Annotated in this window: 22 protein-coding genes and 1 pseudogene; 9 read left to right on the top strand and 14 right to left on the bottom strand. The window is 75.8% G+C overall.

Features of this window, described 5'->3' with window-relative positions:
• The first annotated feature begins 185 nt into the window (after positions 1–185).
• Positions 186–1,067: an alpha/beta fold hydrolase gene (locus tag IHE55_RS19675; RefSeq protein WP_197990218.1), complete on the top strand. Its 882-nt coding sequence runs from the start codon at positions 186–188 to the stop codon at positions 1,065–1,067.
• A gap of 230 nt (positions 1,068–1,297) precedes the next feature.
• On the opposite strand, the gene IHE55_RS19670 is transcribed toward IHE55_RS19675, so the two are convergent.
• The gene (locus tag IHE55_RS19670) at positions 1,298–2,272 is read right to left on the bottom strand and encodes an NYN domain-containing protein (RefSeq protein WP_197990217.1); all 975 of its coding nucleotides are present in this window, start codon (positions 2,270–2,272) and stop codon (positions 1,298–1,300) included.
• A 465-nt stretch (positions 2,273–2,737) separates the two neighbouring features.
• Between IHE55_RS19670 and IHE55_RS19665 the strand changes: the two genes are divergently transcribed.
• Positions 2,738–2,890, top strand: coding sequence for a DUF8834 family protein (locus IHE55_RS19665; RefSeq protein ID WP_197990216.1), 153 nt, complete (start codon positions 2,738–2,740; stop codon positions 2,888–2,890).
• 217 nt (positions 2,891–3,107) lie between these two features.
• Here IHE55_RS19665 and IHE55_RS19660 read toward each other — a convergent pair whose 3' ends face one another.
• From IHE55_RS19660 to IHE55_RS19645, 4 genes and pseudogenes are all read right to left on the bottom strand, one after another.
• A complete protein-coding gene (locus IHE55_RS19660) occupies positions 3,108–3,713 on the bottom strand; it encodes a MarC family protein (protein WP_197990215.1) in 606 nt (201 codons plus the stop codon).
• 220 nt (positions 3,714–3,933) lie between these two features.
• On the bottom strand, positions 3,934–4,824 hold the full coding sequence (locus IHE55_RS19655) for a PHP domain-containing protein (protein ID WP_197990214.1): 891 nt from the start codon (positions 4,822–4,824) through the stop codon (positions 3,934–3,936).
• Positions 4,825–5,588: 764 nt separating this feature from the next.
• A pseudogene (locus tag IHE55_RS19650) lies at positions 5,589–6,249 on the bottom strand (DUF6758 family protein).
• Positions 6,250–6,786: 537 nt separating this feature from the next.
• Positions 6,787–7,380, bottom strand: coding sequence for a suppressor of fused domain protein (locus IHE55_RS19645; RefSeq protein WP_197990213.1), 594 nt, complete (start codon positions 7,378–7,380; stop codon positions 6,787–6,789).
• Between the two features lie 709 nt (positions 7,381–8,089).
• Between IHE55_RS19645 and IHE55_RS19640 the strand changes: the two genes are divergently transcribed.
• On the top strand, positions 8,090–9,211 hold the full coding sequence (locus IHE55_RS19640) for a magnesium and cobalt transport protein CorA (protein WP_197990212.1): 1,122 nt from the start codon (positions 8,090–8,092) through the stop codon (positions 9,209–9,211).
• 60 nt (positions 9,212–9,271) lie between these two features.
• On the opposite strand, the gene IHE55_RS19635 is transcribed toward IHE55_RS19640, so the two are convergent.
• The gene (locus IHE55_RS19635) at positions 9,272–10,171 is read right to left on the bottom strand and encodes a DMT family transporter (protein WP_372442699.1); all 900 of its coding nucleotides are present in this window, start codon (positions 10,169–10,171) and stop codon (positions 9,272–9,274) included.
• Between the two features lie 458 nt (positions 10,172–10,629).
• Between IHE55_RS19635 and IHE55_RS19630 the strand changes: the two genes are divergently transcribed.
• Positions 10,630–11,151: a hypothetical protein gene (locus IHE55_RS19630; RefSeq protein ID WP_197990211.1), complete on the top strand. Its 522-nt coding sequence runs from the start codon at positions 10,630–10,632 to the stop codon at positions 11,149–11,151.
• 329 nt (positions 11,152–11,480) lie between these two features.
• Here IHE55_RS19630 and IHE55_RS19625 read toward each other — a convergent pair whose 3' ends face one another.
• Complete coding sequence (locus tag IHE55_RS19625; protein ID WP_197990210.1) at positions 11,481–12,287, bottom strand: hypothetical protein; 807 nt, start codon at positions 12,285–12,287, stop codon at positions 11,481–11,483.
• Between the two features lie 196 nt (positions 12,288–12,483).
• Between IHE55_RS19625 and IHE55_RS19620 the strand changes: the two genes are divergently transcribed.
• Genes IHE55_RS19620 through IHE55_RS19610 form a run of 3 tightly spaced genes read left to right on the top strand, consistent with a single transcriptional unit; the run spans position 12,484 to position 15,583 of the window.
• On the top strand, positions 12,484–13,884 hold the full coding sequence (locus tag IHE55_RS19620) for a magnesium transporter MgtE N-terminal domain-containing protein (RefSeq protein WP_197990209.1): 1,401 nt from the start codon (positions 12,484–12,486) through the stop codon (positions 13,882–13,884).
• Complete coding sequence (locus IHE55_RS19615; RefSeq protein ID WP_197990208.1) at positions 13,874–14,380, top strand: DUF1003 domain-containing protein; 507 nt, start codon at positions 13,874–13,876, stop codon at positions 14,378–14,380. Before IHE55_RS19620 ends, IHE55_RS19615 begins: the two co-directional genes overlap by 11 nt.
• Before the next feature lie 42 nt (positions 14,381–14,422).
• On the top strand, positions 14,423–15,583 hold the full coding sequence (locus IHE55_RS19610) for an Mrp/NBP35 family ATP-binding protein (protein WP_197990207.1): 1,161 nt from the start codon (positions 14,423–14,425) through the stop codon (positions 15,581–15,583).
• A 747-nt stretch (positions 15,584–16,330) separates the two neighbouring features.
• On the opposite strand, the gene IHE55_RS19605 is transcribed toward IHE55_RS19610, so the two are convergent.
• The 6 genes from IHE55_RS19605 to sigE all read right to left on the bottom strand — a co-directional run bounded on the left by IHE55_RS19605 (position 16,331) and on the right by sigE (position 23,214).
• Positions 16,331–17,032 (bottom strand): hypothetical protein, encoded by a 702-nt coding sequence (locus IHE55_RS19605; RefSeq protein ID WP_372442698.1) that lies wholly within the window; start codon positions 17,030–17,032, stop codon positions 16,331–16,333.
• Positions 17,033–17,148: 116 nt separating this feature from the next.
• Positions 17,149–17,610 carry a sec-independent translocase gene (locus IHE55_RS19600; RefSeq protein ID WP_197990206.1) on the bottom strand — a complete coding sequence of 154 codons (462 nt, stop codon included), beginning with the start codon at positions 17,608–17,610 and terminating at the stop codon, positions 17,149–17,151.
• Between the two features lie 508 nt (positions 17,611–18,118).
• A complete protein-coding gene (locus IHE55_RS19595) occupies positions 18,119–19,645 on the bottom strand; it encodes a S1C family serine protease (RefSeq protein ID WP_307826747.1) in 1,527 nt (508 codons plus the stop codon).
• A gap of 1,874 nt (positions 19,646–21,519) precedes the next feature.
• The gene (locus tag IHE55_RS19590; RefSeq protein WP_232265628.1) at positions 21,520–22,110 is read right to left on the bottom strand and encodes a hypothetical protein; all 591 of its coding nucleotides are present in this window, start codon (positions 22,108–22,110) and stop codon (positions 21,520–21,522) included.
• Positions 22,111–22,120: 10 nt separating this feature from the next.
• Positions 22,121–22,402 (bottom strand): anti-sigma factor family protein, encoded by a 282-nt coding sequence (locus IHE55_RS31530; RefSeq protein WP_307826745.1) that lies wholly within the window; start codon positions 22,400–22,402, stop codon positions 22,121–22,123.
• Positions 22,399–23,214, bottom strand: coding sequence for an RNA polymerase sigma factor SigE (gene sigE / locus IHE55_RS19585; protein WP_197990204.1), 816 nt, complete (start codon positions 23,212–23,214; stop codon positions 22,399–22,401). The genes IHE55_RS31530 and sigE overlap by 4 nt, the downstream gene beginning before the upstream one ends.
• Before the next feature lie 131 nt (positions 23,215–23,345).
• On the opposite strand from sigE, the gene IHE55_RS19580 reads away from it, so the two are divergent.
• Positions 23,346–24,011 carry an O-methyltransferase gene (locus IHE55_RS19580; RefSeq protein WP_197990203.1) on the top strand — a complete coding sequence of 222 codons (666 nt, stop codon included), beginning with the start codon at positions 23,346–23,348 and terminating at the stop codon, positions 24,009–24,011.
• Between the two features lie 431 nt (positions 24,012–24,442).
• On the opposite strand, the gene IHE55_RS19575 is transcribed toward IHE55_RS19580, so the two are convergent.
• Positions 24,443–24,610 (bottom strand): DUF3117 domain-containing protein, encoded by a 168-nt coding sequence (locus IHE55_RS19575; RefSeq protein ID WP_003966491.1) that lies wholly within the window; start codon positions 24,608–24,610, stop codon positions 24,443–24,445.
• Between the two features lie 309 nt (positions 24,611–24,919).
• Between IHE55_RS19575 and chcB the strand changes: the two genes are divergently transcribed.
• Positions 24,920–25,723: a 2-cyclohexenylcarbonyl CoA isomerase gene (gene chcB, locus IHE55_RS19570; protein ID WP_197990202.1), complete on the top strand. Its 804-nt coding sequence runs from the start codon at positions 24,920–24,922 to the stop codon at positions 25,721–25,723.
• Positions 25,724–25,798: the final 75 nt, after the last annotated feature.

Below are 25,798 nucleotides of genomic sequence, written 5' to 3'. Positions count from 1 at the left end.
ACCCGCGAGGGGCCCCTTCCGCCACGACGGCGGCAGGGGCCCCTGCGTCGTTCATGGGAGGGGGCCGGGGCGCGCACGCGGGCCGGATCACGCGCGGGGCGGAGCGCGCACAGGCTCGCGCGGGACCGGATCGCACAGGGCCGGATCGCACGGGCCCGGGCCGGCGGCCCGATAGCCTCGGCGGCATGAGTACGCCGCCGACCCTCACCCTGCCCGCCTGCGCCCGGGCGTACCCGCTGGAGACCGGGCGCGGGCGGTTCGCGGTCCACGACGCACGGCCGGACGGGCCGGTACGCGGTACGGCCCTGCTGGTCCCGGGGTTCACCGGCAGCAAGGAGGACTTCATCGCGCTGCTGGAGCCGCTGGCCGCCGCCGGGTTCCGGGTGGTCGCGGTGGACGGGCGCGGGCAGCACGAGAGCCCCGGCCCGGCGGACCCGGGTGCCTACACCCGCGAGGAGCTGGGCAGGGACGTACTCGCCCAGGCCGCGGCCCTCGCCGGGGAGGACGGCGGGGACGGGCGGCGCGTCCACGTGCTGGGGCACTCGCTCGGCGGCCTGGTCGTGCGGGAGGCGGTACTGCGGGACGCGGCCCCGTTCGCCTCGCTGACCCTGATGAGCTCGGGGCCGGCCGCCATCGCGGAGGCACAGCGGGCCCGGACGCGGATGCTGCTGGACGCCCTGGCCACCCTGGACATGGAGTCGGTGTGGCAGGCGATGCGACGGCTTGATCCGCCGGAGGCTCCGGAGTCCGCCACCCCTGCCGAGGTACGGGAGTTCCTGCACCGGCGGTGGCTGAACACCCGGCCGGAGCAGTTGCGTGCCACCGGCCGGCAGCTGCTGGACGAACCCGACCGGGTCGCCGCGCTGGCGGCGGTGGGGCTGCCCGTGCACGTGCTGTCGGGGGAGACCGACTACGCCTGGCCGGTACCGCTGATGGACGCCATGGCGGCGCGGCTGTCGGCCCGCCGTACGGTCGTGGAGGGCGCCGGGCACTCCCCCAACGCCGAGCGACCGGAGGACACCGCCGAGGCGCTCCGCGCCTTCTGGCTCGGCGCCGGTGCCGGGTAGCGGTCCGGCCGAAGGGCCTCCGGCCGGACGCGGACCCGCCCGTCCCCGCCCCTGACCCGCCTCAGGGTGCCCCGACCCCGACCCCGACCGACCTCGGGGTGCCCCGACCCCGCCCCTGACCGACCTCGGGGCTGCCCCGCCCGTCCCGGCACGTCCCGACCACGACCCCCGACCCGCCTCGGGGGTGCCCCGACCCCGCCCCTGACCGACCTCGGGGGTATCCCGGGCGGTCAGTACTGGGCCTGGAGGTGTTCCCAGAAGCCGTCCCGGAGGGCCCGCCGCAGGTCGGCGTGGGCCCGCAGGGAGAGCCGCAGCAGCGCCTCGGCCTCGAAGAGGAGTTCCTGGTCCACCGGGCCGGGCAGGTAGGGGCGGCCGGGCAGCAGCTCGGCGAGCGAGTCCCGGCCCCGGGCGGCGAGCCACTGGGCCGCGACCTGGGCGCCGACGAAGCGCACCTCGTCGCGGCCGGGCGCCGGGCCTCCGGCCCCGGCCTCGCCGTACGGCTCGTAGCCCTCGGTCCGGCGGGTCACGTACGGCCGGCAGAAGTCGAGGTCGAAGGTGCGCTGGCTGTCCACCTCCCACAGCAGCGGTTCGGCCTGGTTGCGGCCCTCCACCGCGTCGATGCCCCACAGGTGCACCCGCGCGCCGTACCCCTGGGCCGCCTCCACCGCGCTGACCAGGTCCTCGTCACCGCCGATCAGGACGGCGTCGCCGATGGCGCGGTGCCGCGCGAGCGACTCCAGGTCGCCGCGGATCAGCGAGTCCACGCCCTTCTGCTGGTTGTTGGCGTTGAGGTTGCCCAGCCGCACCTTGACGTCGGGGAGCTCGGCGATGCGCTGCTGCTCGGCGGTGTGGATGCGCCGGCGGGCGCCGTCGTACCAGTAGACGCGGAGCAGCCGGCTGTCGGGGAAGATCGCCCGCGCCTTGTCGATGAAGGCGTCGATGAACCCCTCGGCGTCCAGGGCGAAGGTCCGGCGGTCCTCGGTGCCGGCCACCAGCCGACCGGCGGCGGCGTAGACGTAGCCGGCGTCGGCGAAGATCGCGTGGGTGGACGGGGTGGTGGCGACCTCGGCGAGGACCCGCTGCAGCAGCTCGTTGGTGCGCTCGACGGCGGCGAGGAGCGCACCGAGGTGCGGCCGGCCGGCGTCCGGTGCGTCGAGGTCCGGCGGGCCGGGATCCGCCTGGGTCGGGGGGCTGGCGTCATTCATACGCCGTTCATTCTTGGGGTACGGCGCGGCGGACACAAACCGGTCGCGGTCCGGCGGCCGCCCGTCGGACGTGCGCCGTCGCGCCGTCGGTCGTCCACCGCCCGCCGTACGGGTGGGATTGTCCGGGCGGTTGCGGGGTACCCGGGTCCGGGGCGGCGGCACCGTCGTCCCGGACCGGACCTCGCCCCACCCGTCCCCGCGCGCCACCCGCCCCCGCTCGCCGCGCACCCCACCGGCCCGCGCCGCCGCACCGCCGTACCCCCGGCGCCCCTCGTCTCGCAGCCGCACCCCTCAACTCGGACGGCCGCGCGACCCAGCACGTTATTTAGCCTCACAAAAATTTTCGTTAGCGTAGGGAATGTTTCACCCCTACCGTCCGTTGAACAGGTACGAAACCGTGCACGGCAGTGTGGCCGTGCGCAGTGGTTGCTCCGCAGGAGGACATTCCGACGAAGGGAGAAGCCTGTGCGCTTCGAGATAATGCGCCTGGACGACATCGACGGCACCGCCGTGGACAGCACCGTCGTGGACGCCGCCTCCGTCAACCGGATCGTGCAGCAGGCCGCCGCAGTCGGCCAGCGCATCTACATCCGCCCCGCCGAAACCGCCGCCTCGTAACCGCCCGACGGCCACCGTCGCGGCGCGGCACGTATACGCGACGCGGGCGGCGGACACCGGGCGGAGCCGGGGCGGACCCCGGCGCACCCCCGAGACAGCGGCACGGCGCCCCCGTACGGAATGTTCCGTACGGGGGCGCCGTGGTGTTCCGGGACCGGCGCGCCGGGAGGCCCCGGGGCGGTCGGCGCGACCGGCCGGCCGCCGGGGCAGGGCGGGGTCAGGCGCCGTGGATGACCTGGGTGACGCCGTTGATGATCTGCTGGACCGCGATCGCGGAGAGCATCATCCCGGCGAGCCGGGTCACCAGCACCACACCGCCGTCCTTGATCACCCGGATGATCAGCAGCGAGTACCGCATGACCAGCAGCAGCACCACGTGCATCGCCACGATGGCGGCCCAGACCGAGACCTGGCCGCCGAAGCCGTCCGCGTGCTGCACCGCCAGGATCACCGAGACGATGGCGCCCGGGCCGGCCAGCAGCGGCATGCCCAGCGGCACCAGTGCCACGTTCACGTCCTTGGTCTGCTTGGGCTCGTCGGTCTTGCCGGTCAGCAGGTCCAGGGCGATCAGGAGCAGCAGCAGTCCGCCCGCGATCATCAGCGCGGGCACCGAGACGTGGAGATAGTCCAGGATCCGCTGGCCCAGGATGCCGAACACGGCGATCACGCCGAAGGCGACCGCGACCGCCTGCCAGGCCATCCTGCGCTGCACCTTCAGCGGCCGGCCCGCGGTGAGCCCGAGGAAGATCGGGGTGATCCCCGGGGGGTCCATGATGACAAAAAGGGTGAGAAAGAGGGATCCGAAGACGGCGACGTCGAACACGGTGATGCCTTGCTGGGGTGAAGGGGTGTGAAGGGTGCTGCCTTGCGGCGTACTGAAGGGGAGGAGGTGACCGGCCGGGCGGGGCGCGGGCCCGCGGGAGGGCTCGCGACCGGCGGACAGCCCCGGCGGCCGGGCCCCCGCGGCCGCGGTGGCGCGGGCAGGGGGGGGTCCGGTGGGTCCGACGGAGTCCGGCCCCGGTGGCCGGGGCGGCGGCCGGTGCTTAGCGGAGGGCGCTTCCGCCGGTGCCCGGCACCGGGAACGCCCCGGTGGCACGGCGCACGATCTCGCCGTAGATCTCCGGGTCGGTGGTGTACTCGCCGAGCCGGCAGGTCTTCCGGCTGCCGTGGTAGTCGCTGGAACCGGTGGTGAGGAGTCCGAGGTCGGCCGCGAGACCGCGCAGCCGGGCGCGGGTGGGCCCGTCGTGGTCCATGTGGTCCACCTCGACGCCGTCCAGGCCGGCCGCCGCCAGCTCGGCGATCACGCTCTCCGGGACGCACCGGCCGCGCTTGACCGCGAGCGGGTGGGCGAAGACGGCCACCCCGCCGGCGCCCTTGACCAGCCGGACCGCCTCGAAGGGGTCCAGCTCGTGCTTTCGGACGTCGGCCCGCCCGCCGTTGCCGATCCACTCGGCCGTGAAGGCGTCGGAGACCGTCGGCACCACGCCGAGTTCCACCAGCGCGGTGGCGACGTGCGGCCGGCCGACGGCGCCGTCGCCGGCGATCCGTGCCACCTGCTCCCAGGTGACCGGCACCCCCAGCTCCTGGAGCCGGGCGACCATCTTGCGCGCCCGCGGCTCGCGGTCGTCCCGCACCAGCTCGCGCTCCCGGGCCAGCTCCGGCTCGTCGGGGTCGAAGAGGTACGCCAGCAGGTGCAGGCTCACCCCTTCGCCGTCGGCCGGCCCGGCCGGGGCGAGGCGGCAGGAGAGTTCGGCGCCGGTGACCAGGGTCAGCCCGGCCGGCAGCGCGTCGAGCGCGGCCCGGTGTCCGGCGACCGTGTCGTGGTCGGTGAGGGCGACGACGTCCAGCCCCGCGGCGGCGGCGTTGCGCACCAGCTCCGCCGGGGTGTCGGTGCCGTCGGAAGCAGTGGAGTGGGTGTGCAGGTCGATGCGCACGACGCGTACTCCAAGCTGCGACCGGGGACAAAAGGGGACCGCACCACTGTACCGGGCCAACGAGGGCGTCCCGCACCGCTCCGCCGGCACCGCGGCCCCCGCCGGAACCGGGTGGGCGCGACCCCACCGGCCGGGACGCACGGGCGCCCGGGGGCACGGCCGGGCGGAGCGATCCGGGGACGGGGAGACCCGCGCCGGGGCGACGGCGGGGACGGGCGCCGGGGCGACGGCGGGCACGTGCGCCAGGCGTGGCACGGGCGTGCGCCGGGAAGCGGCCGGGGCGGGTGGCCCGGGGACCGATGAGGCCGGGACCGACGGACCGGGGCGGGCAGACGGGGCGGGCTACCCTGGACGGCGGGGGCCGGGCGGCGGCCCGGCACCGGTGGCCGGAGGGCAGTGGCCGGCGGCGGGCCCCGGACGGGACGGGGGTTCCGGTCAGGGCGAACCCGGACCGGAACAGGGCAACCGGTCAGTGCGAACCCCCCGCAGGGGACGGGGCGGCGGGTCAGGCTGAACCCGGGCAGGGACGCGGCAGTCCGTCAGGGTCAGGAAGGACCCCCGGACGGGACGCAGGCGGCCGGTCGCAACCACGAGCGACGCCGGGCGGTCCGGGCCGACAGGCGCCCCCGGACCGCACACCGGCAGCCGGTCAGGGCGAACCGCGGACCGGAACGGGGCGGCGGTGGCCCGGGACGGGACGGGGCGACGGATCAGGGGAAGGGGCCCGGAACAGGGCGGCGGGTCGGGGGTGAATCCCGAACGCGTCAGGGCGGCGGGTGGCCCGGGTCGGCGATCAGCCGGGGCGAGAGGGGCCCCGCAGGGCAGCAGCTCGACCTCCGCCCCCGCGTCCCGGACGTCGGCCAGTACCAGCTCGTCGTACATCAGCAGGCCGGTCTGCTCGGGCCAGACCACCGCCCACAGCCACAGCCCGCGGGCCTCGCCGGCGAAGACCGCCCGGTCCGGCGGGGCCCCCTCGACGTTCCACAGCGGGGTGGGCCGGCCGGCGGCGAGCACCTTGACCGGCGGCGGCTTGTCCACACACATCCCGGGGCCGGGGTCCGGGCCGGGGAGGCCGGCGAAGCGGGCGCCGAGCCCCACCCCCAGCTCCTCGGCGATCAGCAGCAGTTCCCCGGGGCCGCCGAGCGGACCGGGGCCGGAGCACGCCACCACGGTGGCCCGGCCGCCGCTGCGGTCGTCCCCCGCGGACGCCACCCCGGTGAACAGCCAGCCGACCGGCAGCGGCCACGGCATCCACACCGGTACCTGGGCACGGCGCACCACGACCGCCAGCGCCTCGACGCTCGGCGGGACCACGGGCTGCAACGGGAACACGGTGCCGTGCACCGCGCACTGCCAGGAGTCCGCGAAGAGGCCGGGCGCCCGCACCCGGCCACCGCACTTCGGGCAACTGGGTTCGCCCCTCATAAGGCCCCACGGTCCTCCCCGGCGGACGCCGCGTCAAGGACGATCACCCGTCCGGCCCCTGGTATATGCCGCCGGAACATCCTTCCGCGCGCCGGGCACCCCGTCGGCCGAGCGCCGGGGTGGCCCGCCGCCGGAGCGCCGGCCCGGGCCGGGGCGACGGCACCGCGCGGCACGACCGCTCCCCGGAGGCCCGCACCCGGCGGAGCCCGCGCACGGCCGGGGCCACCCGCCCGACAACCGGTGAGGGAAAGGGTCCTGGTCCGTCATGCCCCGGAGCGACCGGCACCCGGCCCGGCAGAGGCCGCACCCCACCCAGACCGGCAGGGGCCGCGTCCGGTGCCTGGCCCGGCAGAGGCCGCGCCCGGCACCCCGCCCCGCAGATGCGGCCCCGGCGAAGGCGGCACCCGGCAGACCCGGGACTGCGCGCGGCCCGGCCGGCGACGCCACCCGCGCGGTGCCGCCGCACACCCGCCCGGCCGCCCCGGGCGATACGGCGCCCGTACACCCGGCCGCATGGCCCCGGCCGCCCCCGGCCGATCAGTCCAGCGGTACCCCCGCGCGCAGCGGGTCGCGCAGGTCGGTCCCGTGCCGCAGCCACCGCTCCTGGAGCTGGGCCGCCCCGTGCACCCGCTTCCACGCCGCCTCGTTGGGGGTCATCGGGAGCAGCGGCAGGAAGCGGACCGGGTCCATCGGCTCATCCAGCGTCAGGTCCTCGACCAGCCCGCCGGGTTCGGCGACGAGCACCGAGGTGAACGGTGCCCCGGGCCACAGCGGCCCGCCCACGTCCAGCGACCCGCCGGGGGCCACGATCACCCCCTCGACCTGGGGGGATGCGGCGAGCACGGCCAGCGGACGGAGCACCTTGTCCAGGTCCGCCCCGGCCACCCGGCCGAGCCGTACGGTGATCAGCAGCTCGGCGCGCGGCCCGCGCACCGGGTCGGCGAGCACGGCGGTGGGGTCGCTCATCGGCTGGGCCGACATCCCGAGCGTGGCGTACCGCACGACGTCGCCGTCGGTGAACCGCAGCACCTCGATGCGGTCCGTGCCGAGGAAGGTCACCGCGGCCCGCGCGTCCGGTTCCCCCAGCGCGGTGCGCAGCCGGGCATCGACCAGCTGAAGAACGTCTGACATACGGCGACCCTACTGCGCGCCCGGCCGGGCTCCCGCGGCCCGGGCACGGCAGCGGCGCCACACGGCCCGGGCCAGGAACACGGCAGCGGCACGACCCGGCGCGGAGAGGACGGGGCCCGTACAGCAACGGACAGGAACGGACGGGAATGAACGGGCCCGAACGGGGCCCGAACGCCGCACAGCGGGCCCATGCCCCGCACCACGGGCGGGGCATGGGCGGCACCCGGGCGGGCAGAAGCGGGGCAGGACACGTCCGGGCCGTCCGGCGCGGACATGTGTATGGAACAGGCAAAGAGGCACGGCGGCGGGCGCGGTGGCTGCTAGCCTTGACGTCTGCCCAGGGAGTTACGTCGTCCCCCAGCGGGGACCGGCCGGAGGAGGTGGGGCTGCGGTGGATCCGAGTCGACCGTGCAGTACCGGCAGCTCTTCCGTCGTCCCGCTCGGATGCCTTCCCCGGTGATCTGACCCTTCCGTACCCACTGTCCGGCAGTGGAAACACGAGAAGTGTGCCGGCGTCCGCAGCGCAGGCGGTTGAGCGTTCTCGTCTCGCTTCGTTCCCGTTTCTGCGTTCTTCCCCGCCGGTGCCATGCGGAGGAGTGCCGCCCGCTTTGCGGGCGTACGGCTCACCGTAGCCATGTACGTCCACCTTCCGGGCCGCGCTGCGTCCCGCGTGCGGTGCGCCGGCGGCCGGCCCGTGAAGGAGCCCGCCATGTCGATGATCCGCGACCTGCGCGCAGCCGTCCGTCCCGCCCTGCGCAGGGGCCACACCCCGCAGCCGTACGACACCACCCGCGACCCGTCGGCGTCGAGCGCCATCGTGGACTGCGCCGTCTACCGGGACGGCAGGCGGGTCAGCGACCACGTCGGGCCGTCCGAGGCGATGGCCCGGGTACGGGCCGAGGGCGGGTTCGCCTGGATCGGCCTGCACGAGCCGACGGAGCGTGAATTCGCCGGTATCGCCGAGGAGTTCGGGCTCCACCCGCTGGCCGTCGAGGACGCCGTCCACGCCCATCAGCGGCCCAAGCTGGAGCGGTACGACGACACCCTCTTCACCGTCTTCAAGACCATCCACTACGTGGAGCACGCCGAGCTGACCGCCACCAGCGAGGTGGTGCAGACCGGCGAGGTGATGTGCTTCACCGGGCGGAACTTCATCGTGACGGTCCGGCACGGCGGCCAGGGTTCGCTGCGGGCGCTGCGGCACCGCCTCCAGGACGACCCCGAACTGCTCGCCAAGGGCCCCTCCGCGGTGCTGCACGCCATCGCCGACCAGGTGGTGGACGGCTACATCGCGGTCGCGGACGCCGTGCAGGACGACATCGACGAGGTGGAGATCGACGTCTTCTCGGCCGGCGGCGGAGCCGGGGGCGGCCGGGGCACCCGGCGCGGGGGCGACGCCGGACGGATCTACCAGCTCAAGCGGGAGGTGCTGGAGTTCAAGCGGGCCGTGTCGCCGCTGCTGCGCCCGATGCAGCTGCTCAGCGAGCGGCCGATGCGGCTGGTCGACCCGGACATCCAGAAGTACTTCCGGGACGTGGCCGACCACCTCGCCCGCGTCAACGAGCAGGTGCTCTCCTTCGACGACCTGCTCAACTCCATCCTCCAGGCGAACCTGGCGCAGGCCACCGTGGCACAGAACGAGGACATGCGGAAGATCACCGCGTGGGCGGCGATCGTGGCCGTCCCCACCATGATCTGCGGCGTCTACGGGATGAACTTCGAGCACATGCCGGAGCTGCGCTGGCGGTACGGCTACCCGGCGGTGATGTCGGTGATCGTCGGCATCTGCTTCACCATCCACCGCAGCTTCCGGCGGAACGGCTGGCTGTAGCGGCGGGCCCGGGCCGCACGCCGGCGGCCCGTCCCGGGCGCGCCCACGGCGGGCCCGGGCTCAGGCGGCGGGTTCCGCGGCCCGCACCGGGCCGTCCTCCGCGCCGCCGCCCCGGCGGTCCGCACGGATCACCAGGGCGAGTCCGACCAGGATCACCGCCAGCGCCGGATAGGCGATCACCGGAGGCGTCTGGCCCAGCCAGAGCGCGGCGATCAGGGCCGCCCCGGGGGTCTCCAGCAGGATCGCGGTGGAGGTGACCGACGGCCCCAGCCCCTTCACCACCCGGTTGATGAGGGTGTGGCCGAGCAACTGGGCGGTGACCGTGAGCACGGCGAGCTTCAGCCAGGTCTCCCCGCTGTAGCCGCTCATCCCGGCCCCCTGGATCAGGGCGGCGGCGCCCAGCAGCACGGCGGTCACCGCGTAACAGACATAGGTGTACGCGGTGGTGCTGGCGGTGCGCCGCACCTCGGCACCGAGCACCACGTACCCGGCGGCCGCCATCCCGCCGGCCAGCGCCAGCGCGTCCCCGGCCAGGGCGCGCGGCGACACCGACAGGTCGACACCGGTCAGCAGCAGCACCCCGACGAAGGCGACCGCCATCCCGGTCCAGGTGGCCGCCGGCGGCCGGTGCCCGCGCAGCCGCAGCAGCAGCGCGGCCCAGATCGGCGTGGTGGTCACCAGGGCGGTGGAGGACGCGACCGAGGTCATGTGGAGGCTGGGCAGCCAGACGCCGAAGTGGACCGCGAGCAGCACGCCCGCGGCGGCGGAGAGCAGCAGCGTGCGGCGGCTCATGCCGAACACCTCGGCACGCAGCCCGCGGCGCAGCAGCACGAACGGGGTGAGCACCCCGATCGCCATGGCGTTGCGCCAGAAGGCGATGGCGAGCGCGGGGGCCGCGGTGGCGGCGATCAGCGGGGCGGACAGCGAGATGCCGGCCACCGCGACGGCGAGCAGCACCACGTCCAGCGAGGCGGTACCGGGGGTGAACCGGCCACGGGGGGCGGTGCCGTGCGCGTCCCCCGGCCGGCCCGGCCGGCGAGAGCGGGGGCGGGACGGCGGGCGGCGGACCGGGGGCGGGGACGAGCGGCGTTCACCGGCCCAGGGTAAGGCGCGTGCGTCCGGGACGGAACTGTCACCCTGCGGGTGCCGGGTGACGGGCCGCGGCGCGCACCGGGGTCTCCGGCCACGGCGGCACAGGACGCGGGGCGAGCGCCGGCGGCGGGACCCGGCGCAGGGCGCGGAGCCGGGGAGAGCTGGGCGGCCGGGCGCGCGGAGCCGGGTGGGCCGGGGGCCGGGCCGGGGGCGCGATGCGGGCCACCGGGCGGCGTGCCGGCCACCGGGGCCGGGACGGGCGGGGCGGCAGGGGGCCGCCCGGCCGGGGCGGCTGGGCGGCGCGGCGGGGTCCTACAGTGAGCGTCATGACGCAGACGCTGATGGACCGCGCCCTCATCGAGGAGGCGACCAAGAAGTCGGGCCTCATCTGGGTGGAGGGCCCCCAGGGCGCCACCCGGTCGCTGTGGCACGTGTGGCACGACGGCGCCGCGTACGTCGTCGGCGGTCCGGGCGAGCAGCCGCTGGACGGCCTGGGGCTGACCGACGGGGGGACGGCCACCGTGACGGTGCGCAGCAAGGACAAGGGCGGCCGGCTGGTGTCCTGGCCGGCCCGCGTCACCGAACCGGCGGTGTCCGGTGAGGAGTGGACCGCGGCGGCCGGGGAGCTGAAGGGGAAGCGGCTGAACGCGCCGGACGCGGAGCGCATCACCGAGCGGTGGGCGGCCGAGTGCCGGGTGCTGCGGCTGGAGCCGCTGCCGGACGCGCCGCACCCGCTGCCGGACGGTTCGCTCGCGGCCCGTCCGCTGCCCAGCCCCGCGGTCACCCGGCGTCCGGTACCCGCCGCGCTGCCGAAGCTGCTGGGGCGCCGCCGCCGCGCACGCGGCTGACCCCGCCCGGCTCCGCCGCCACCGGAACGTACCCCGGAACACCCCCCGGGCCGCCGGCGCGGACCGCCGCCGCCCGCCTCACGGCCGGACCGCCGCGCCACCGCTCCACCCACCGCGCCCGCCGGACGCCGACGCGGGAAAGCGGCCACCGGCACCGGCCGCCGGCACGGGAAACACCCGGCGACGCGGGAACCACCGCCGGCGCCCCGCCGGCGGTGGGAAAGCGCGCACCCGCACGGCAAAGCAACGGGAAAGCACCCGCCGTCGGCCCGGGAGAGCACCCCGCGGCGCGGGCGGTCGGCCCGGACGTGCGCTCCCGCCGCCGGTGGTCAGTCGTGGGCCGGCAGCTGCTGCCCGTAGTCCACGACGTCCTTCTTCTCCGGCGCCGTCAGCTCGAAGTCGCGGTTCCAGTCGGCGAGCCGGATGACGCCCGCGTCGCCCGCCCGCTGGAGGCGGAGCGGGTAGGGGGCGCCCTCCAGGGAGACGTCCACCGATCCGCCGCTGCCCTTCCCCGCCAGCACCCGGATGGTGCGGACGCCCGCCACCTCGCCGCGGTCGCCGGTGGTGAGGGTGCCGTGCAGCCCCAGCAGCCCGTCGAGCAGCACCTTCTTGTCGGTGAAGCCGCCGAGCTGCTGGTACGAGGGGTCCCCGACCGGCACCTTGACGTACTTGTCCTCCAGCTTGCGGGCGGCGGCCCGGTCGTCGGCGTCGGGGCCCCCCGGGCTGCCGGTCCCGGCGGAGTCGCCGCCGGTGTCCCCCGTGCCGGTGCCGTTCCCGGTCCCGCCGCCCCCCTGGGCACCTTCCTCGTGGGTCCAGAAGTCCGCGTCGGCCTTGAGGTAGAGGTCCTCGCCGACCCGCAGCAGCTCGAAGGTGGCGTCCTTGGTGGAGACCTGCCCGGTCCCGCCGTCCTCCTTCAGCCGCATGTCGAGCCGGTAGGAGCGGCCCTGGCTCACCACGGTTCCCGACAGGTGCACCGCGCGTGCGCCGAGGGCCGCCTTCCGCGCCTTGGTCTCGATCTTCGCGGCCGGGAGCCGGCCGACGCCGTTGGTGCCCTCGTCGGGATCCTTCTCCTCGCCGCCGCCGCATCCCACGAGCGCCACGGCCAGTCCCACGCACATCGCTCCGGTGCGAGCCATGTTCCCGATGCGCACGTCTGCTCCGCCTCCTGATGCCGATGCAGACCGCAGCGTACCGGTGCGGCGGGGAGCCGCCCGCAGGGTCCCGCACCGGGACGGCGGCGCGGGACGGGGCGCGTTAGCCTGAATCCGCATTGCGGGGATATGTGGGGTTATCTCGCGTGGTGGTACGGCACGGGCGACGGGAGGTGCTGGGATGGCGGCGGGCGGATCGAGGGTGTTCGTGTCCCATCTGGCGGGCGTCGCGGTCTTCGATCCCAACGGCGACCAGGTGGGACGGGTCCGCGACCTGGTCGCCACACTGCGCATCGGCGGCCGGCCGCCGCGCGTGCTGGGGCTGGTGGTGGAGGTGGCCAGCCGCCGCCAGATCTTCCTGCCCATGACCCGGGTGACCGGGGTGGAGTCCGGCCAGGTCATCACCACCGGCGTGATCAACATGCGCCGGTTCCAGCAGCGCGGCAGCGAGACCCTGGTGCTCGGCGAACTGCTCGACCGGCGGGTGCGGCTGCTGGAGTCCGACGAGGAGGTCACGGTGCTGGACATCGCCATCTCCCAGCTGCCGGCCCGCCGCGACTGGGAGATCGACAAGGTCTTCGTCCGCAAGGGCGGCGCCGGCCGGCGGGCGCGCGGGCTGCGCTGGAAGGGCGGCGCGGGGAAGGGTTCCGGGGAGACGCTGACCGTGGAGTGGTCGGCGGTCACCGGCTTCTCCGTCCCCGAGCACGAGCAGGGCGCGGAGAACCTGCTGGCCACCTTCGAACGGCTGCGCCCGGCGGACCTGGCGAACGTGCTGCACCACCTGTCCGCCAAGCGCCGCGCGGAGGTGGCCGCGGCGCTCGACGACGACCGGCTGGCGGACGTGCTGGAGGAGCTGCCGGACGAGGACCAGGTGGAGATCCTGGGCAAGCTGCACCAGGAGCGGGCCGCGGACGTGCTGGAGGCGATGGACCCCGACGACGCGGCCGATCTCCTCTCCGAGCTGCCGGAGGACGAGCAGGAGCGGCTGCTGGGCCTGATGCGGCCCCGGGACGCGGCGGACATGCGCCGGCTGATGGCGTACGAGGAGCGCACCGCGGGCGGCATGATGACCACCGATCCGGTGGTGCTGCTGCCGGACGCCACGGTCGCCGAGGCGCTGGCCCGGGTCCGCAACGCCGACCTGTCCCCGGCGCTCGCCGCCCAGGTGTACGTGTGCCGGGCGCCCGACGAGACCCCCACCGGCAAGTACCTGGGCACCGTGCACTTCCAGCGGCTGCTGCGGGACCCGCCGTTCACGCTGGTCAGCGCGGTCTGTGACACCGATCTGCGTCCGCTGCCGCCGAACGCCCCGCTGCCCGCGGTGACCGGCTACCTGGCGACGTACAACATGGTGGCCGCGCCGGTGGTGGACGAGGGCGGCGCGCTGCTGGGCGCGGTGACGGTGGACGACGTGCTGGACCACCTGCTGCCGGAGGACTGGCGGGAGCAGGCGCTGTACGGCGTGGACGTCCCCGGGGCGGGCGGCGCGGGCGTCCCCGGGGCGGGCGGCGCGCAGCCGCCGCGGGGCGCGCACGAGGCGCGGCGCGTGCCCCGTCCGCCGGGGGTGGCCGGTGGCCGGTGACCGCGTCCGGCTGGACCAGCCCAAGGGCCGGCGGCGCTCCTGGCGGCCGTCGTGGGACCCGGAGGAGTTCGGGCACGCCTCCGAGCGGATCGCCCGCTTCATCGGCACCGGCCGGTTCCTCATCTGGATGACCGCGTTCATCACCGTGTGGGTGCTGTGGAACACCACCGTCCCGGAGAGGCTGCGGTTCGACGAGTTCCCGTTCATCTTCCTGACCCTGATGCTCTCGCTCCAGGCGTCGTACGCCGCCCCGCTGATCCTGCTGGCCCAGAACCGGCAGGACGACCGGGACCGGGTCAACCTCGAACAGGACCGCAAGCAGAACGAGCGCAGCATCGCCGACACCGAGTACCTGACCCGGGAGGTCGCGGCGCTGCGGGCCGGGCTCGGCGAGGTGGCGACCCGGGACTGGATCCGGTCCGAGTTCGAGGACCTGGTCAGGGAGCTGGCGGAGCGTGGGGTATTCCCGCCGGAGAGTGAGGAACGCGACCGCTGAGGGACTTACCGGCGGGTCGCCTCCGCGCCGTACCATCGGGTCATGGCTACCGACACTCCCACGGGCCCCGTGCCGACCGAAGAAGCGGTGCGCGCCGCGCTCGCCACGGTGAATGACCCGGAGATCCACAAGCCGATCACCGAGCTGGGCATGGTGAAATCGGTCGAGATCGCGGCGGACGGCTCGGTCGCGGTGGTCGTCTACCTGACCGTGTCCGGCTGCCCGATGCGCGAGACCATCAGCCGGAACGTCTCCGACGCCGTGTCCCGGGTGCCCGGGGTGTCCGGGGTCACCGTTGAGCTGGACGTGATGAGCGACGAGCAGCGCCGGGAGCTGGCGGCCTCGCTCCGCGGCGGCCAGGCCGAGCGCGAGGTGCCGTTCGCCAAGCCCGGCTCGCTCACCCGGGTGTACGCGGTGGCCTCCGGCAAGGGCGGCGTGGGCAAGTCGTCGGTGACGGTGAACCTGGCCGCCGCGATGGCCGCCGACGGGCTGAAGGTGGGCGTCGTGGACGCCGACATCTACGGCCACTCGGTGCCCCGGATGCTGGGCGCCGACGGCCGTCCGACCCAGGTCGAGAACATGATCATGCCGCCGTCGGCGAACGGCGTGAAGGTCATCTCCATCGGCATGTTCACCCCGGGGAACGCCCCGGTGGTATGGCGCGGCCCGATGCTGCACCGGGCGCTCCAGCAGTTCCTGGCGGATGTGTACTGGGGCGACCTGGACGTGCTGCTGCTGGACCTGCCGCCGGGCACCGGTGACATCGCCATCTCGGTGGCCCAGCTGGTGCCGAACGCCGAGATCCTGGTGGTCACCACGCCGCAGCAGGCCGCCGCCGAGGTGGCCGAGCGGGCCGGGTCCATCGCGGTGCAGACCCACCAGAAGATCGTGGGCGTGGTGGAGAACATGTCCGGGCTGCCGTGTCCGCACTGCGACGAGATGGTCGATGTGTTCGGCACCGGAGGCGGCCAGCTGGTCGCCGACGGGCTGACCCGGACCACCGGCACCACGGTGCCGGTGCTCGGCAGCATCCCCATCGACGTGCGGCTGCGCGAAGGCGGCGACGAGGGGAAGCCGGTCGTGCTGACCGACCCGGAGTCGCCGGCCGGCAGTGCGCTGCGGTCCATCGCCGGCAAGCTCGGCGGGCGCCAGCGCGGGCTGGCCGGGATGTCCCTGGGCATCACCCCGCGCAACAAGTTCTGACACCCCCGGCCCCCGGGCCGGTGTCGCCGGTCGCGGCCGGGCCGGGGCGGGTCCCGGACGCACCGGGCGGGTCGTGCCCGGCCGGGTCGAGGTGCCGGGCGCTGCCGCCGGGCCGGTTCGCCGATTACCGAGCAGTCTCCACTCCCACCGCCGGAACCAGGGGCGGTCGTCCGGATCTCCGGGCGGCCGCCCCTGGTGCGTCACCGCGCCCGGGCCTCCCCACCGCGCCGCCGTGCGGTGTGCCGGGCCCGCCCGGACCACCACCGCGCCGCCGTACCGCCCTGCCGGGCCGCCGCGGTGCGGGCACACCGGACACGGGCGCCCTCGCCCGACGGGCGGTCCGGGGATGTCGTTCCGCGGGCGGGAGCCCGTAGGGGTCTTCCGCCGGGCCGCTGCGGGTACGCCGGGACGGCCCCCTACGGGGACGTCGGAGAGGGCCCGTACGGGATGGCACCCTTGGGGGCGCCGTGACCCGTACGGGCCTCCAGGTCCCTTACGGGTGTGCCGGGGCCCCTACGGGCCGCAGGTCGCCCACGGGTGTGCCGGGGCCGGGAGTCCCCTACGGGTGTGCCCGGGCTCGGGGAAACCCGTACGGGCCCCAGGTGCCCTACGGATGTGCCGGGGAGCCCCTACGGGAGTGGGGCCGGGACGGGAGTGGGGCCGGGCGGGAAGGTCCGTCGTGCCCTGGCACCCGTCGGTCCGGCGCGGGAGGGCCGGGGCGACCGGCCGGCCCGGTCCCGGCCGCGCTCAGCCGTAGCTGCTGATGTCCTTGATCACCGAGAAGCCCAGGCCGTAGGCGCTCATGCCCCGGCCGTACGCCCCCACGTGCACGCCGTCGCCCGCCGAGCCGGCCAGCACCCAGCCGTACTCGGACTCGCGGTAGTGGAAGGTCGCCGGTACGCCGTCCACCGGCAGCGAGAGCTGGGACCAGCCGGGGCCGTCCAGGTCGTCGGCGAGTTCCCAGGCGAGCGCGGTCTGCTGGTCCAGCCAGTCCTGGCGCAGCGCCCGCTCCATCTTCGACGGCCAGGTGCACGACAACAGTCCGGAGCCCGCCAGCCAGGCCGCCGAGGACGCCGAGGTGGCCTCCAGCAGGCCGGTGCCGTCCGCGCTGTCCCGCAGCGGCCGGCCGGCGACCGTGACCACCACCGCGAAACGCTGCCGCTCCCGTGCCTCGGCGTCCACCTCGGACCGCAGCGACGGCTCGTCGCCGTGGCCGGTGGCGCCGTGCTCCACGGTGCCGTCCGCGCTCGCGCCGACCTCCAGCAGCCAGCGCGGGCCGGTGAACGCGTCGTCCAGTCCGTACCAGGGGAACGCCGCCATCAGATAGCCGTCCACCGTGCGACGGGCCTCAGGGGGCATCCCGGGCACGGCCGACGCGGCTGGAGGGGCGGACAGACCCGGCGAACCGGCGCCCTCCTCCTGTACCCCTGCCCGACTCACCGTCTCCATCTACGCGGAGCCTCCTCGTTGCCCTGCTCGTGGGCGGCCCGCCCCCCTTCAGGCGACCTCACCCCGGACAATGGGAGGATAGCCATACGGGACGAGCGCGCCGGGCATACGGGGGCTCAGGTGGCGTCGGCGTCGAACGGCGGGCGCTCCTGCGCGGCCGGGCTCTCCCGCTTCCGCAGCAGGTCGGAGCCCCCGGAAGGCGCCAGCGGGGGCGCCACGGCGGGGGTGCCGGTGCTCCGTACGGGGTCGCTCTCCCGGCCGTTCACCGCGTCGGCGACCTCGGTGATCTCCTTGCGGAGGTCGAAGCTGCTGCGGATCTCCTTCAGCCCCAGCTCGTCCTTGTCCAGGATGTGCTTGCGCGCGAAGGTCTTGGGGTTGAGGTCCTCGAACTCGAAGTCCTTGAACTCCGGACCCAGCTCCGACCGGATGTCCTGCTTGGCGCTGTCGGAGAACTCGCGGACCTTGCGGATGAACCGCGTGACGTCCTGCACCACCTTCGGGAGCTTCTCCGGCCCGAACACGAGCACCGCGAGGATGATCAGGGCGATCATCTCCAGGGGTCCTATGTCGAAGAACACGGTGCAGCTCCTTGAGACGTCGGCGGCCCGGGTCCGGGCCACTGAACACGGTACCTGGCGCGGGGGTCGGCAGGGAGACGGCCGGGCCAACAACGGGCGACCGGCCGCCGGGCGCCGCGACCGGCCACCGGCCCCGCCTCCGGCCCGGCGCCCACGCCCCGGCACGCACGTCCGCCCACGTCCCGCGCACGCGTCCGCCCATGCCCTGGCGCACGCGTCCGCCCGCGCCATGGCTCGGCGCACCTGTCCCGCGCCCCCGGCCCGGTGCCCCTGTCACGCGCCCCTGGTCCGGTGCCCGGCCCGGCCGCCCGGGCGGGGTGCGAGCGGCCCAACGCTCCGGGCCGTCCGTAAGGGCCCGGCCCGTCGTGCGGGTCCGGGCCCTTGCGGGACCTCACCCCGGTGGGCGGCACGGCCGGCACTCCCGCGCGAGGCCACCGCCGGCCGGTACGCCGGCCCGACCGCCCGGCGGGACCGACCCGGCGGTGCGCGGCGCGGCTCCCGCGTGGGGTCAGTCGCTGTCCGCCGACCCCAGGGTGAGCGTCACCGTGCGTTCCTCGCCGCCGCGCTCCACCGTCAGCTGGAGCCGGTCACCGGGGCGGTGGCTGCGGATCTTGACGATCAGCTCCTGGCCGCTGCGCACCCGGACGCCGTTCACCTCGGTGATGACGTCCCGGGGCCGGATGCCGGCCCGGTCGCCCGGCCCGCCGGGCTTCACCGGGGGACTGCCGTCCTCGGTCCGGGTGTGGACCCGGGCGCCGTCCCCCGGGTACGTCATGTCCAGGGTGACGCCGATGACCGGGTGGCTGGCCCGGCCGGTGTTGATCAGCTCCTCGGCGACCCGCTTGCCCTGGTTGATCGGGATGGCGAAGCCCAGGCCGATGCTGCCGCCCTGGCCGCCGCCGAGCCCGGTGCCGTCGTCGGCGGCCCGGATCGCGCTGTTGATGCCGATCACCCTGGCCTTGGAGTCCATCAGCGGGCCGCCGGAGTTGCCGGGGTTGATCGGCGCGTCGGTCTGCAGCGCGTCCACGTAGCTGACGTCGCTGCCGTCCTCCTTCTCCCCGCCGGCCGTGATGGGACGTTCCTTCGCGCTGATGATGCCGGAGGTGACGGTGCCGGCCAGGTCGTACGGGGCGCCGATGGCCACCACCGGGTCGCCCACCCGCACCGAGTCGGAGTTGCCCAGCGGCAGCGGACGCAGCCCGGAGACGTTGTCCACCTTGATGACCGCCAGGTCGTAGCCGCCGTCCCGGCCGACGACCCGGCCCCGCGCCACCTCTCCCCCGTTGAAGGTGACCGATATGTCGCCGCCGGAGCCGGCCGGTTCCACCACGTGGTTGTTGGTGAGGATGTGGCCGCGCCCGTCGAGGACGAAGCCGGTGCCGGTGCCCTCCTCGGCACCGCCGCGGACATGGATGGTCACCACGCCGGGCAGCGCCCGGGCCGCGATCCCGGCCACGCTGTCGGGGTCGCGGGGCCGGTCCTCCGCCGGCGGCTGGGACAGCTCCACGTCGGGGCCGCCGATGCCGCCGTTGCGCTCCAGGTACGCCCCGACGCCGCCGCCGACGCCGCCCGCGAGCAGCGCGACGAGCAGTGCTCCGGCGAGCATCCGGCCCCGCCGGCCACGGTTCCGGGCCGGGGCGGGCCGGGCGGGAGCGGGTCCGGCCGGCGCGGCCCACGGGTCGTAGGCCAGCCACTGGGATCCGGTGCCCGGCCCGGCGGGGGCCTGCGCGGGTCCGGGGTGCGGCGGGTGCGCGCCGGCCGGATCCACCGCACCGGGCGGCAGCGCCGTGCCGTGCGGCGGGGTCACCCCGGCCGGCGGCGCGCCGTGCACCGGCGGCATCGCGCCGGGCGGCAGCGGGGTGCCGTGCGCCGGGGTCATCCCGGGGTGCGGCAGCGGCGCCTGGGCCCCGGGCGGCAGCTGGGTGCCGTGGGCGGGCGTGGGCACCGGACGCTGCACCGGGGGCGCGGGCGCCCAGGGCCCGGGCCCGCCGTAGGGCGGGGTGCCGTACGGGTCGGGGTCGTGCAGCGGCCGCACCGGCGGCGCGGGGGCGGCCGGCACCTCGGAGGCGGCGGGTGCCGCGCCGGTGGCGTCGCCGCCGTACGGGCGGCGTCCCGGGGCAGGGCACCCGGGGTCGCGGCGTCCGCCGGCACGGCGGCGCCCCAGGGCCCGGTTCCGCGTCCGGCCCCGCGTGCGGTTCCGAGTCCTGGCCCGTGCCGGCGCGGGTGGTTCCCGAGCTGCCGGCGGAAGCCTCCGGGGCGGCGACGCCCGCGCCCTCATCAGGCGCCGGGGCGTCCGGCGCCGAGCGTCCCTGGGCCGGGGCGCCCTGGGCGGCCGCGCCCCGGCCGACGGCGTCCGGCTCCACGGCGTCCTGCGTCACGGCGTCCCGCGGCGGGGTGTCCTGCGTCGGGGAACCCGCCACGACGGCATCCGGCTCCACGGCAACCGGGGTCGGGGCCGGGGCGTCCGGCGCGGTGCCACCCGGCGTCGCGGCGTCTCCCGGCGTCGCGGCGTCCGCGGGGGAAGAGGTCTCCGGGGTACCGGCCGGGTCCTGCGGTGCGGGCACCTCCGCGCCGTCCCGGTCGGCGGGCAGGCCGGCCGGAGCGCTTCCGGGGCTGACCGGCCCGCCGGGTCCGGCGGTCGCCCCCGTCCGCTCCCCGTACCGCTCCGGCGGCGCGTCGGCGGGCGCCGGAGCGGTCGCCGTCGTCGACGACCCGGTCCCGGGCTCCGCCGGCCCGTTCGCGAGGGCCGCCGGCTCGGAGACCGATCCGCTCGCGGATGTCCGTTCGCCGGCGGATGTGGTCGGCCGCGCGGCGGACCCTTTGCCGCCGGCGGGAGCATCCGGGCGGGCCGCGGCGGGGCCGGTGGCCGGCTCGTCGCTCCGCGGCCGCCGCACGGTGGGTGCCGCCGGGCGGCTCCACCACTTCGGCTTGGGCCCGGGGGCCTTCCCCTCGTCCATGATCTCCCCAGAGTTCCCGCGTCAGGACACGGCGCGGACCGCGGAGCTCCGGGACACCGTCCCGCCTCGGCTCCGTGCCGCGTGCTTGCGATTCAACCAGGTCCGCCGGGGATCACGCAGGTGTCCCCCGGGCGAACGGGCGGCGGTCGCCCGGCCGGAGCCGGATGTGCCGCCCGCCGGTCCGGTGCCCGGCCGGGCACCGGGCCCGCCCGGCGTCGGCCGGTGCGCCCGTGCGCCACCCGCCGGTCCGGCATCCGGCCACGCGCCCACCGGGCGCAGCCGACCATCGGCCCACCGGGGCGGCCGCGCGCCGAGGCGCACCGGGCGGGTGTCGGCCCGTGAGCCTACCGGGACCGTCCCGGACGGTACGCCGGACGGCCGGCCACGCGCGGTGCACCGGTCTGCCGGCCGCCGGTCCGGAACGCCCACGCGACGACCCCGCCGGGCCACGGCACCAGGCGCCCCGGAGCGCGCGCTGCCCGTACCCGGTGTCCCGCCGGAGCCCGTGCCCGGCACGGCACCGGGCCGGTTACGGCGGCTCCTGCGGGACGGACCACCCGCCCCGCCGGGGCGACGGCGCGCCCGCCGGCAGAGGACGACACCGGCCCGCCGTCACCCAGCACCGTCGCCCAGCGGCCGTCACATGGTGGCCGTCACCGAGCGGCCCGGCCGGACGCCGCTTCGGCAACGACGGGCACCGACCGGCGGGCGCGCGCCCGCCTGCCGTTCCCGCGGCGACCCCGCCACCACGCACCGGCCGGCCGCCGACGGCCGGCAGGCCTTCCCCGGCGGGCCGACCGTCGCTCCAGGGCCGGGTGAGCCCGTCCCCGCGGTCGGCCGTTGCGGCGTCGCACCCTGCCGGGCCCGGCCGCCGGTACGGCGTGCCCACCGGAGGCACGGCACGAAGAAACCGCCGGGGCCGGTCCCCGGCGGGGCTCCGGATGCGGCTCGGCTACTTCGGGCCGGTGGCGGTCACCACGAGCGGCGGGCCGCCCTTCGTGGGGCGCGGGGTGGCGGTGGCGGTCCGCTCCGGTTTCGCCGTGGCCGCGGCGGGCAGAAGCGGGGAGCCGAGCGAGAGCGCCGACTGCACGACCGGCGGCAGCATGGTGCTCACCGGCAGCGCGGAGGCCCGGAACGCCGGCAGCGGTGCCGGCGGCTTCAGGGCCGGGGGCACCTGCGCCGCCACCGGGCCACCGACGGCGGGCATCGCGCTGCCGCCGACCGGTGTCCGCAGTGCGGCGTCCATGCGGTGCACGCCCAGGTGCCAGGAGGCCGCGGCGGCCGTCTGGTGGGCCGACGGCGGGGTGACCGCGGCGCCGGCGCCGTCCGCCCGGTTGCGCGGCGGGGCGGTCTCGTCCAGCGGCAGCGTCCCGCTGAGCGCGAACGCCGCCAGCGACACCGCGCCCGCGGCGGCGAAGGCGAACCGTCTGCCCCGGGGGGACGGACGGCCCATCTCGTGGATGCGGAAGCCGCGCTCCCGCGGCGGGGTGGGCAGAAAGGCGAAAGCTTCCTCCCGTGCGCCGAAGGCACCGGGGCGACCCATCAGGCGGGTCTCACCCCGCCCGGCCCGCCCGGTCGTCGTCCCCCTCCAGGGCGGTGGCCGGGAGGTTGTGCAGCCGGGCCAGCAGGCCCTCGGAGGGCGGTGGGGAGGCCGCCCGGGCGAAGAACGCCTTCAGCTGCCGCTGTGCGTCGGCCTCGGCCTTGCACCGCGGACAGGTCGCCAGGTGCGCGAGCACCCGCTCGCGCGCATCGTGTCCCAACTCGCCGTCGACCAGAGCCGCTAGGCGGTCGCCGAGATGGTGCTCGGCGGGGGACGGACCGCCTGTTCGGGTCACGCGATCCCGACCTCCCCAGTGAGCCCGGGACCGGTGACGGCCCCGGGTGCCACCGTGGCGGCGCGCTGCTCCGCGCGGACCACCGGCGAACGGTGCTTGAGCGCCTTGCGGAGGTGGGAGCGGCCCCGGTGGATACGGCTGCGGACGGTGCCGAGCTTCACCCCGAGGGTCGCCGCGATCTCCTCGTACGACAGGCCCTCGATGTCGCAGAGCACGACGGCCGCGCGGAACTCCGGCGCCAGGGTGTCCAGCGCCTGCTGCACATCGGCATCGAAGTGGGTGTCGTTGAAGTGCTGCTGCGGGGAGGGCTCGCGGCTGGGGAGCCGCTCGGCCGCGTCCTCGCCGAGCGCGTCGAAGCGGATGCGCTGGCGGCGGCGGACCATGTCCAGGAAGAGGTTGGTGGTGATGCGGTGCAGCCAGCCCTCGAACGTGCCCGGGGTGTAGGTGGACAGGGAGCGGAACACCCGGACGAAGACCTCCTGCGTGAGGTCCTCCGCGTCGTGCTGGTTGCCGGTGAGGCGGTAGGCGAGGCGGTAGACCCGCCCGCTGTGCATGCTGACGATCTCCTCCCAGGTGGGAGGGGTCCACGCCTGCGAATCCGCGTCAGTGGAGAAGGTGGCGGTGGGAACGGACTCGGCGATGGTGGCGGTCCCCATGCCGGTGACGCTGTTCGGGCGGGAACGGTCAGCGGTGTCGGTCACGGATTTCGGCTCGCCGGCCGACCTGCGAAAGCGCCTCAGCACCCTCCGGTCACCGGCCGCAGCCGCACCTCCCCTGTCGGCTCTGGTGGTGTCCAGTAGAGCCCCTACCATATCCACCTCGCCCGTTAGCTCCGGATAAGCATTTTTGACCTGCATTTGGCCTTGGTCCATCTCATCCCCCCATCCCTCCTCAACGCCCGGTCCCATCTGCGGGTTCCCGGGTCCAGCGGCTACAGTCACGCTTGCGTCAACTACGGGGACAGGAGAGGGCCATTACCGGCAACCGGCAGACGAGCTGGGCGTTCGCCGATGCGTTCGTCGCCGAGGACGCAGCCCTGCGCTGGGCCCGGGAACGGGCCCGGGAGGCGGGACTGCGCTCGGTGTCGTCCGGCACCGGCGCTGCGCTGCGCCTGCTCGCCGCGACGGCGGACGCCAAGGCCGTCGCCGAGATCGGCACCGGCACCGGCGTCTCCGGCATCCACCTGCTGCACGGCATGCGGCCGGACGGCGTGCTCACCACCGTGGACATCGAGCCCGAGCGCCAGCAGTTCGCCCGGCAGGCGTTCCGGGCGGCCGGCTTCGCCGGCAACCGGGCCCGGTTCATCCCCGGCCGCGCCCTCGACGTCCTCCCCCGCCTCGCGGACGGCGGGTACGACCTGGTCTTCTGCGACGGGGACCGGCTGGAGAGCCTGGACTACCTCGCGGAGTCGCTGCGGCTGCTGCGGCCCGGGGGGCTGGTCTGCTTCGAGGGGATGTTCGCGGACGGGCGGACGGTGGACTCGGCGGTGCAGCCCGCCGAGGTGCTCAAGATCCGCGAGCTGCTGCGCACCGTGCGGGAGAGCACCGTGCTGCAGTCCTCACTGCTGCCGGTGGGCGACGGCCTGCTGTGCGCGGTCAAACGGGGCTGAGCCGCGCGTCCGGCGGGCGCCGGGCGGCTTCCGAGGGGCACGGCCGCACCGCACGACGGCTGTCCGGGGACCGGCGGCTCGGCTGCCTCCCAGGATCGCCTCGGCTGCCTTCCAGGACCGGGGCACGGGACAACGTTCCGGAACCAGGGTGCGCGGGCCGTACCGCGCGGGACCGGTGGTATCGCGGGCGCTGTGCCCCTCCACGGCACCCATGAGGCCAACGGCCCGAGGCCCGGCCGGGCCGGCCGGATCCGGCGTCGCCCGCCGCACGCGCCGGGAGCGGTCATGGTTCCGTACCGGCCGTGGTCACCGACCGCCGCGTCCGCCCGGCCCGCCGGACGGACGGCGAGACGCCGCTGCCCCGGCGGCCGGCCCGTAGAACTCGGACCGCCCGCCGGGGCAGCGCACACCGCTGTGGTGACCAGGGACCTTCAGCCGACGACCTTCTTCAGGGCGTCGCCAAGGGCGTCGGCCTCGTCGGGGGTCAGCTCGACGACAAGTCGACCGCCACCTTCGAGCGGAACGCGCATGACGATGCCCCGCCCCTCCTTGGTCACCTCGAGCGGGCCATCGCCCGTCCGCGGCTTCATGGCCGCCATGCTCGTTCCCCTTCCTGAAACCAGCTCATCGTCAGCCGATCGGCCCTCTGCTCGGGCACGTGTCACCGGCATCGAACACATTGCTTCCCGGTCATTATCCCGCATGGCACGACCCGATGACCAACATCGAACGGCAACCCCCGCGCATCCCGTTCCCACAAAACCACCCAATTCGGCGACCGGGCTGCGATACTCCGCCCGCGCCGGCCCCGGACGGCGGGTCGGTTCTTTGACGCAGGTCACATGTCGGCGATGGGTGATCTCCGGCATGCTGAGCGCTGACCGCAGCGACGGAGAGGACCCCCATCCATGGCCGACACCGTGCTCTACGAGCTCACCGACGGGCTGGCGACGATCACGCTGAACCGCCCGGACGCGATGAACGCCCTCAACATCGAGCTCAAGGAGGCGCTGCGCGACATCCTCCAGCAGGTCGCCGCCGATCCGGCCGTGCGGGCGGTGCTGCTCACCGCGACCGGGCGCGCGTTCTGCGTCGGCCAGGACCTCAAGGAGCACATCGCCCTGCTCGCCGAGGCCGCCGGCGGCGGGGGCGGCGGCGAGGTGATGAGCACCGTCAGGGAGCACTACAACCCGATCACCCGGGCGATCGCCGAGATGCCCAAGCCGGTGGTGGCCGGGGTGAACGGGGTGGCCGCCGGGGCCGGCGCGGGCTTCGCGTTCGCCGCGGACTACCGGGTGGTGGCCGACACCGCCTCCTTCAACACCTCCTTCGCCGGTGTGGCGCTGACCGCCGACTCCGGCGTGTCGTGGACCCTGCCGCGGCTGATCGGCCCCAGCCGCGCCGCGGACCTGCTGCTCTTCCCGCGCGGCGTCAAGGCGGCGGAGGCCCTGGAGCTGGGCATCGCCAACCGCGTGGTGCCGGCCGCCGACCTGGCCGCCGAGGCCGCGGCGGTGGCCCGGCAGCTGGCGGACGGTCCGACAGCCGCCTATGCGGCGATCAAGGAGTCGCTGGCGTTCTCGGCCGGCCACGGGCTCGCCGAGTCGCTGGCCAAGGAGGAGGAGCTGCAGGTCCGGGCGGGTGCGTCGGAGGACCACCGGATCGCGGTGGAGGCGTTCGTGAAGAAGGAGCGGCCCACGTTCCTGGGCCGCTGACGCCGCCTGCCGGCCGCCCGGCGGACCGCAGGTGAACCGGCCACCGGGGGACGACCGGCCGGCGGGGATGACGGG

The organism is Streptomyces pactum (genome assembly GCF_016031615.1).
Classification (GTDB): Bacteria; Actinomycetota; Actinomycetes; order Streptomycetales; family Streptomycetaceae; genus Streptomyces; species Streptomyces pactus.
This window is presented reverse-complemented; position numbering and strand designations above follow the sequence as displayed.